At 68.6% G+C, this 7546-nt stretch carries 6 protein-coding genes and 1 pseudogene; 2 read left to right on the top strand and 5 right to left on the bottom strand.

Annotation, left to right across the window (positions count from 1 at the left end; genetic code table 11):
• Nucleotides 1-489: pseudogene (locus ACTIR_RS27380) on the top strand (ABC transporter family substrate-binding protein); the annotation flags it as partial.
• 123 nt (nucleotides 490-612) lie between these two features.
• Here the strand turns inward: ACTIR_RS27380 and ACTIR_RS0104180 are convergent.
• The 5 genes from ACTIR_RS0104180 to ACTIR_RS0104160 all read right to left on the bottom strand — a co-directional run bounded on the left by ACTIR_RS0104180 (nucleotide 613) and on the right by ACTIR_RS0104160 (nucleotide 6597).
• Nucleotides 613-1665, bottom strand: a complete 1053-nt coding sequence (locus ACTIR_RS0104180) for an ABC transporter ATP-binding protein (RefSeq protein ID WP_026453327.1) — start codon at nucleotides 1663-1665, stop codon at nucleotides 613-615.
• Nucleotides 1662-2744 (bottom strand): ABC transporter ATP-binding protein, encoded by a 1083-nt coding sequence (locus tag ACTIR_RS0104175; protein ID WP_007024349.1) that lies wholly within the window; start codon nucleotides 2742-2744, stop codon nucleotides 1662-1664. The genes ACTIR_RS0104180 and ACTIR_RS0104175 overlap by 4 nt, the downstream gene beginning before the upstream one ends.
• A complete protein-coding gene (locus ACTIR_RS0104170; protein ID WP_026453326.1) occupies nucleotides 2741-3706 on the bottom strand; it encodes an ABC transporter permease in 966 nt (321 codons plus the stop codon). Before ACTIR_RS0104170 ends, ACTIR_RS0104175 begins: the two co-directional genes overlap by 4 nt.
• A complete protein-coding gene (locus ACTIR_RS0104165; RefSeq protein WP_026453325.1) occupies nucleotides 3699-4679 on the bottom strand; it encodes an ABC transporter permease in 981 nt (326 codons plus the stop codon). The genes ACTIR_RS0104170 and ACTIR_RS0104165 overlap by 8 nt, the downstream gene beginning before the upstream one ends.
• A 166-nt stretch (nucleotides 4680-4845) precedes the next feature.
• Nucleotides 4846-6597, bottom strand: a complete 1752-nt coding sequence (locus tag ACTIR_RS0104160; protein ID WP_026453324.1) for an ABC transporter family substrate-binding protein — start codon at nucleotides 6595-6597, stop codon at nucleotides 4846-4848.
• 408 nt (nucleotides 6598-7005) lie between these two features.
• On the opposite strand from ACTIR_RS0104160, the gene mshB reads away from it, so the two are divergent.
• A partial coding sequence (gene mshB / locus ACTIR_RS21640) for an N-acetyl-1-D-myo-inositol-2-amino-2-deoxy-alpha-D-glucopyranoside deacetylase (protein ID WP_199285570.1) occupies nucleotides 7006-7546 on the top strand: 541 nt, incomplete at its 3' end.

Raw genomic sequence — 7546 nt, 5'->3', positions numbered from 1 at the left:
GCGGACGCGGCGGACGACACCGGCGGCGGCGACAGCGCCGGGGACGGCACCGGGGACGCCGGGGAGGGCACGGACGGGTCCGCCACGTCCACCCCGGAGACCTCCACCGGTACCGACCGTGACGGGAGCACCGACGGCAAGGACACGAACTCCGGTGACGCCCCCGACGGGGACGGAACCGACGGTGACGGCACGGGCGAGGAGGGGCGCCGGGACGGGGAACCCGCCACGACCACCCCCGCCAACCCGGCCGGATTCTGCGACCCGGACCTCCAGCCGGAGATCGAGGCGGCCCTGTCCGGCGAGACCCCGATCGCGGAGACCCTGTCGTCGGTGGAACCGGAACTCTGGGACAGCACGGTCTCGATCCCGCTGTTCCAACTCGCCGACACCCTGGCCGTCGGCTCGGGCGTCTCCGGCGTCACCCCGGGCCCACCCCTCAAGGGCCCCTTCCCCTCCGCCGTCAACTGGACCCGCGCCCCCCGCTGACCACCGGCGTCCCCCGGGTGTTGCCGTGAAGGGCACTTTCGCTGCGTCAGACGCAGCGAGGGGCACTTTCCCTGCGACACATGCAGGGAAAGTGCCCCTCACGGCACACGCCGGAGCGCGGGGTCAGAGGAGGTTGGCCTCCTCGGCGTAGTGGCAGGCCGAGGGGTGGCCGTGGCCGCGGTCGACGAGTTCCGGCTCCTGCTCCACGCACAGGGTGCGCTGGCCCTCGGTGAGCTCGTTCGCGAACTTCGGGCAGCGCGTGCGGAACCGGCACCCGCTCGGCGGGTCCGACGGGCTGGGCACGTCACCGGTGATGACGATGCGCTCCCGCGTGCGCTCCTTGCGCGGGTCCGGCACCGGGATCGCCGAGATCAGCGCCTGGGTGTACGGGTGCGTCGGCCGCTGGAACAGCTCCTCGGCGGGCGCCGTCTCGACGATCTTGCCGAGGTACATCACCGCGATCCGGTCGGCGATGTGCCGCACCACCGACAGGTCGTGCGAGACGAACAGGTACGACAGGTCCAACCGGGACTGCAGATCCTGCAGCAGGTTCAGCACCCCGGCCTGGATGGACACGTCCAGCGCCGACACCGGCTCGTCGAGCACGAGCACCTTCGGCTCCAGGGCCAGCGCGCGGGCAATGCCGATGCGCTGCCGCTGCCCACCGGAGAACTCGTGCGGGAACCGGTTCCCGTGTTCCGGACGCAGCCCCACCGTGTTCAGCAGCTCCCGCACCCGCTCGGGTCCGTCGGACCCGTAGAGGCCGTGGATGCGCAACGGCTCGGCGATGATCTCGTTGACCGGCAGCCGCGGGTCCAGCGAGGCGTACGGGTCCTGGAACACGATCTGCAGACTGCGCCGCAGGGTGCGCATCTCCTTGGCGGAGAGGCTGTTCAGGTCCGCACCCTGGAACAGCACCTCGCCCCCGGTGGCGGGTTGCAGGTTCAGCACCACCCGCGCGGTGGTGGACTTGCCGCAACCGGACTCGCCGACGAGTCCGAGCGTCTCGTTCGGATAGATGTCGAACGAGACGTCGCAGACCGCGTGCACGTCGCCGACCTTGCGCCGCAGGATGCCCCCGCTGTGCACGGGGAAGTGTTTGACGACGTTGCGCGCGGACAGCACCGGCTGCCCGTCGGACTCCGTGGGTGTCGGGGCGGTCGATGCCTCGGTCATGTCGTTGCCTCGCCTTCGTTCGTGCCGGCAGGCAGGGGGTCCTCGGTTCTCGGGCGGAAGAAGTCGGCGGGCTCGTGGCCCTCGACCCGGTGGGCGAAGTGGCACGCGGCCTCGTGCGCGGGGTCGGACCCCGGCTCGAGTGCCGGCTCCTCGGCCTCGCAGACGTCCTCGGCCAGCGGGCAGCGGGGGCTGAACGGGCACCCGGGCGGCATGTTGACCACCGACGGGGGTGACCCGGAGATCGGGTTCAGCCGGTCCGCCTTGACGTCCAGCCGCGGCAGGCTGCCCAGCAGGCCGAGCGTGTAGGGCATGCGCGGGGTGTAGAAGACCTGGTCGGCGGTGCCCGACTCGACGACCTTCCCCGCGTACATCACCAGCACCCGGTCGGCCTGACCGGCGATCACGCCCAGGTCGTGGGTGATCAGCACCATCGCCGCGCCCGTCTCCTGCTGCGCCGTCCGGAGCGCCTCCAGGATCTGCGCCTGCACGGTGACGTCCAGGGCCGTGGTGGGCTCGTCGGCGATGATCACGTCCGGCTCGTTGGCCATCGCGATCGCGATCACCACCCGCTGCCGCATCCCGCCGGAGAGCTCGTGCGGGTAGGCCTTGACCCGCTGCCGCGGGTTCGGGATGCGCACCAGCTCCAGCAGTTCGACGGCGCGCTCGCGGGCCGCGTCCTTGCTGATGTCGTTGTGCGCCAGGATCGTCTCCGCGATCTGGTCACCGATGGTGTAGACGGGGTTGAGCGAGGTCATCGGGTCCTGGAACACCATGGCGATGTTCTTGCCGCGGACCTTGGACAGTTTCTTGTCGTCGGCGCCCAGCAGCTCGGTGTCGCCGAAGCGGACCGAGCCGGAGACGCGGGCGTTGGCGGCGAGCAGGCCCATCACGGCGAGCGAGGTCACCGACTTGCCGGAGCCGGACTCGCCGACGATGCCGAGGACCTCGCCGCGGCGGAGCTCGTAGTTCACACCGCGGACGGCCTGGACCAGCCCCTCCTCGGAGGGGAACTGGACGGTCAGGTCCGCCACCTCGAGGACGGGATCGGCCGTCGTCGCAGTGGTGTCGGTAGTTGTCATGCGCGCACCTTGGTCTGCTGGGGGTCGAACGCGTCGCGGAGTCCGTCCCCGATGAAGTTGATCGTCAGGGCGATGACGATGATGAACAGGCCCGGGAAGTAGAACAGCCAGGGCCGGGTGGACACGGCCGTCTGGTTGTCGCTGACGAGCAGGCCGAGCGAGGTGTCCGGGGCACGGACGCCGAAGCCGAGGTAGGACAGCGACGTCTCGATCAGGATCGCGATCGCCACCAGGATCGTCGCGTTCACGATCACCGAACCGAGTGCGTTGGGCACCAGGTGCTTGAAGATGATCCGCAGGTCCCCGGCCCCGAGCGCCTTGGACGCCTCGATGAACTCCTTCTCCCGTAGCGACAGCACGACCCCGCGGGCCACTCGGGAGACGTAGGCCCAGTAGAGGCCGGCGATGACCACGGCGATCAGCCACCAGCTGCCTCCGGCGACCTCACCGAGCACCGCGGCCACCGCCAGCAGCGGCAGGGTGAGCACCAGGTCGGCGACGCGCATCAGCGCCGTGTCCAACCAGCCGCGGTAGTAGCCCGCGACGGCGCCCCAGATGGTGCCGATGATGGTGGAGAACACCGCCACCAGCACGGCCACACCGACGGAGATCTGCGTGCCGCGCAGCACCTGGGCGAAGCTGTCGTGGCCCACCGCGTCCGTGCCGAACGGGTGCTCCCAGGACGGCGGCTGCGACTCGTCCCCGGTGATGTCGCCGACGTCGTACTTCCACAGCCAGCCGCCGACGAAGGCGAGCAGCAGCACGGAGATCAGCACGATCAGGCTCACCACGGCCAGCCGGTGCTGGAAGAACCGCTTGAGCACCATCTGCGCCTGGCTGCGCTGGGCGACGGTGAACTCGCGTTCGGCCGGGGACGAGGTCTTCGTCGGGGTCGGCTCGGTGCGGGTGTCGTCGGACGCCGACACGGTGGTCTCGGCGCCGCTCCCGGTCGTGTCAGGCATAACGGATCCTCGGGTCGAGTACGCCGTAGAGCAGGTCGGCGATGAGGTTGAACAGGATGATGAAAGCCGCCGAGATCAGCAGCCACGCCTGGATGGCGTAGACGTCGCCGGTCTTGATGGAGTCCAGCAGGAAGCTGCCCGCGCCCCGCCACTGGTAGACGTTCTCGGTGACCACGGCTCCGGACAGGATCGTGCCGAGGTCGAGCGCGGTCACCGTGGTCAGCGGGATCAGCGCGGTCCGCAGGGCGTGCTTGCGCATCACGGTGCCGCGGCGCAGCCCCTTGGCGCGTGCCAGGCGGACGTAGTCGCTGTTGAGGACCTCCAGCATGGACGCGCGCTGGAAGCGGCTCCACGCGGCGAACGACAACAGCGCGAGCGAGATGGTCGGCAGGATCATGTGGCCGAGGACGTCCAGGAACTGGTCCCACTGTCCGCCCGCGACGTGCACCGAGGAGTCGCCGATGGTGTAGACGACCTGGTCGCCGACCGACCTGTTGAGGCTGATGCCCGCTTCCTTGAGCAGGATGGCGAACCAGAACGAGGGCATCGCCAGGAAGAGGAAACCGAAGAACGTGGCGGAGTAGTCGACCTTGCTGTACTGCTTCACCGCGCTGATCACGCCGACGATGATGGCGAGGATCAGGGCGACGAACATCGCGAGGAAGATGAGCCGGAAGGTGACCCCGAACCGGTCGATCACCTCGCTGCCGATGTCCATCGTCGAGTGGACCGACGGTCCGAAATCGCCCTGGAAGAGCCCCAGGAGCCAGTTCCAGTAACGCTCCAGCAACGGCTCGTCCAGATGCAGCCGTTGGCGTTCGAGTTCGATGACATGGGGCGGTGGTGGTGGGGTCCGCGTCTGGAGCGCGTTGAGCGGGTTCGCCGACAGTGCCGACATCACGAAGACGACGAACGTCGAGGCGAGAAGAATCGGCACCGATATCAGTAACCGGCGCAGTGCGTAGGCGAGCATGGAGGTTTTCCCTGCTGTGTCCGGGTCGTCGTGCGGCGTCGCCGCTTGTGGCGGAATCGCCGTTGGTGCAGCGTACGTCCGTAAAAGGTGATCAATCGGGCGGGGCTACCGCCGGAGCGTGTCCGGCGGTAGCCCCTAAGTGTTCACACGGTGCGACGTCCGTGCGTCACTCGGCCCGGAGGCCCCATTCCTTCATGTTGTAGGTGGGGCTGTCCAGCGTCGAGTTCCCGCGGATGTTGGCGATGTTGTCGTACGCCGCCAGGAAGGTCGGCTTCTGGTACAGCGGCAGCACGTAGGCGTCCTCGGCCATGAGCGCGTTCGCCTCGTTCAGCTTCTCGTTGGCGACCGTGGTGTCGGTCTCGGCCGCCGCCTCGGTGAGCAGCTGGTCGACCTTCTCGTTCTGGTAGCCGCCGTAGTTGCTGTCCGACTCGGAGTGCCACAGCTGCTGGGCGCTGCCGTACGGGAACGGGTTGCCGACCCAGGCGAAGACCATGATGTCGTACTCGCCCTCGATCAGCGTTCCGCCGAGGTCGTCGGTCGGGTTGACGTTGACCGTCACGCCCAACTGCTTCGCCGCGTTGGCGAACAGTTCCGACTGGTCCTTGCGGATCTGGTTGCCCGCCGTGTAGCGGATGTCCATCGGCGCGACGTCCTCACCGTCGGGGTTGGTGAGCTGGCCGCCCTCCAGGGTGTAGCCCGCGTCGGTGAGGATCTTCTTGGCCTCCTCGACGTTCCCGCTGCCCTGGCCGGTGTCCGAGACGACGTCCTTGTAGCCCTCCTGCTGGGGCACGAACATGTGGCTGTTCAGCGGCTCCAGGCCGTCGGTGAACTGACCCACCGTCTTGTCGATCAGACCCTGCCGGTCCACGGCGGTGAACAGCGCCTGCCGCAGCGGCTTGTCCGACAGGAACTCGTTGCTCAGGTTGAAGTCGAAGTGCTCCCAGGTCAGTCCCTCCCCGATGTAGGAGGAGACGTTCGGGATGTTGCGGATCTGGTTGACCAGGTCCACCTGCGGCTGCGGGTAGATCACGTCCACCTCGCCGTTCTGCAGGGCGGAGGGCTCCTGGGCCGCGTCGGTGATCACGCGGAAGACCACGCGGTCGAGCTTCGGCTGCTCGCCCCAGAAGTTCTCGTTCGGCTCCAGGGTGAGCGCTTCCTTGTTCTGCCAGTCCGCGATCTTGTAGGCGGAGCCGGAGTAGTCGGGCACGTTCTGGCCGAACCACTCGAAGGCCGAGGCGAGGCCGTCCTCGGTCTCCAGGTCACCGTGCTCGGCGGCGATGTGCGCCGGGTACAGCGGGTTGTCCGACGACCACAGCGACTTCCAGTCGGTGTAGGGTTCGGCGAAGGTCACCGTCACGGTCTTGCCGTCGTCGGAGCCTTCGATGGACTCGACACGGTCGTAGCCGCCGGTGGTGGCGGGGGCGCACTCCGGGCAGTCCTCGCCGTTCATGACCTTCCAGTTGTACTGGAAGTCCTCGACGCTGATCGGGGTGCCGTCGTTCCAGACCGCGTCCTGCCGGATCTTGTACTCGATCGTCTGCGGGTCCTCGTTGGTCATCTCCGCGGACTCGAACACGTCCTCGTTCAGCGCGGGGGTGAAGTCCGGCTTGGTGTAGAACGTGTGCGGCAGGATGGTCTTGATCGCCATGGCGGTGTCGAGAACGTTGCCCTCGGACGAGGTGATGTTCCAGTTCTCGACGTTCTTCTCCATGGCGAAGGTGATCTCGCCACCGTCCTGCAGCTGGTCCGGGGCGGCCTCGTTGCAGGTGTTCGGGTTGGCGTCACAGTCGGCGAACGCCTGGCCGGTCGTGCCCTCGCCGCCGTCGCCGTTGCCGCCACCGCCGCACGAGGCCAGCACCAGGGAGGCCCCGGCGACGAGCGCGGCGTAGCGCGCCACGCGTGACTTGCTTCTCAACATTGAATCTCCTTGCTGGACGCCATCAGGGGGTCAGAGGCGATCTCTTCCTTCGCGGTGAGCCGTCGATGTGACCGGACGCTCGCCGTGGGCCGCACGCTAGGCACTGTTACGGGGCGTTAGTCGCTCCGGAGAGCAATCGTGATGCAACGGTGATACCTCGCGATGTGCTCCGTACGAGTGATACGGGAGCATAGCCCGCGACTGAGCGCGATCAGAAGACGGTCCCGCACGAGTGCCTCTCACCGTGACGTGTCCCTTGCCATCACTTCAGGGGAGGATAACGGAGCCGTCCCGGTATGTGGACACGACGAAAGAACTGAATCCAATCGGTGACCTCCGGGTCGCGGTTCGGTCGCGCTCCGCGTGCGTCGTTACGCTGAAGGCGTGACCGCTGCCGCTGAACATCGGGTGCTGTTCGTCCACGCGCACCCCGACGACGAGAGCATCACGACGGGCGGGACGATCGCCCGGTACGCCGCCGAGGGCGCACACGTGTCGGTGGTGACCTGCACGTTGGGCGAGGAGGGCGAGATCATCCCCGCCGGGCTGGACCAGCTCGGGGCCTGGGCGGGTGATCAGCTCGGCGGCTACCGCGCGGGGGAACTCGCCGCGGCGGGGGCCGCGCTCGGGTGGACCGAACACCGGTTCCTCGGCGGGATCGGCAGGTGGCGGGACTCCGGCATGGCGGGGACGTCGTCGGCCGAACACCCCCGGGCGTTCGTCCAGGGGCGCGTGGCCGAGCAGGTGGACCAGCTGCTGGCGGTGTTCGACGAGCTCCGCCCCGAGGTCGTGGTCACCTACGACGACCGGGGCGGCTACGGCCACCCGGACCACATCCGCGCCCACGAGATCACCACGGCGGCGGTCGCGCGGTCGCCGTGGGTGCGCCGGCTGTTCCACACCGTCGCCTCCCGGGAGGCGACGGCCCGGGGGCTGGCCGCGCTGCGCG

Origin of the sequence: Saccharomonospora iraqiensis subsp. iraqiensis, from assembly GCF_000430445.1 — a bacterium.
Taxonomy (GTDB): domain Bacteria; phylum Actinomycetota; class Actinomycetes; order Mycobacteriales; family Pseudonocardiaceae; genus Saccharomonospora; species Saccharomonospora iraqiensis.
This window is presented reverse-complemented; position numbering and strand designations above follow the sequence as displayed.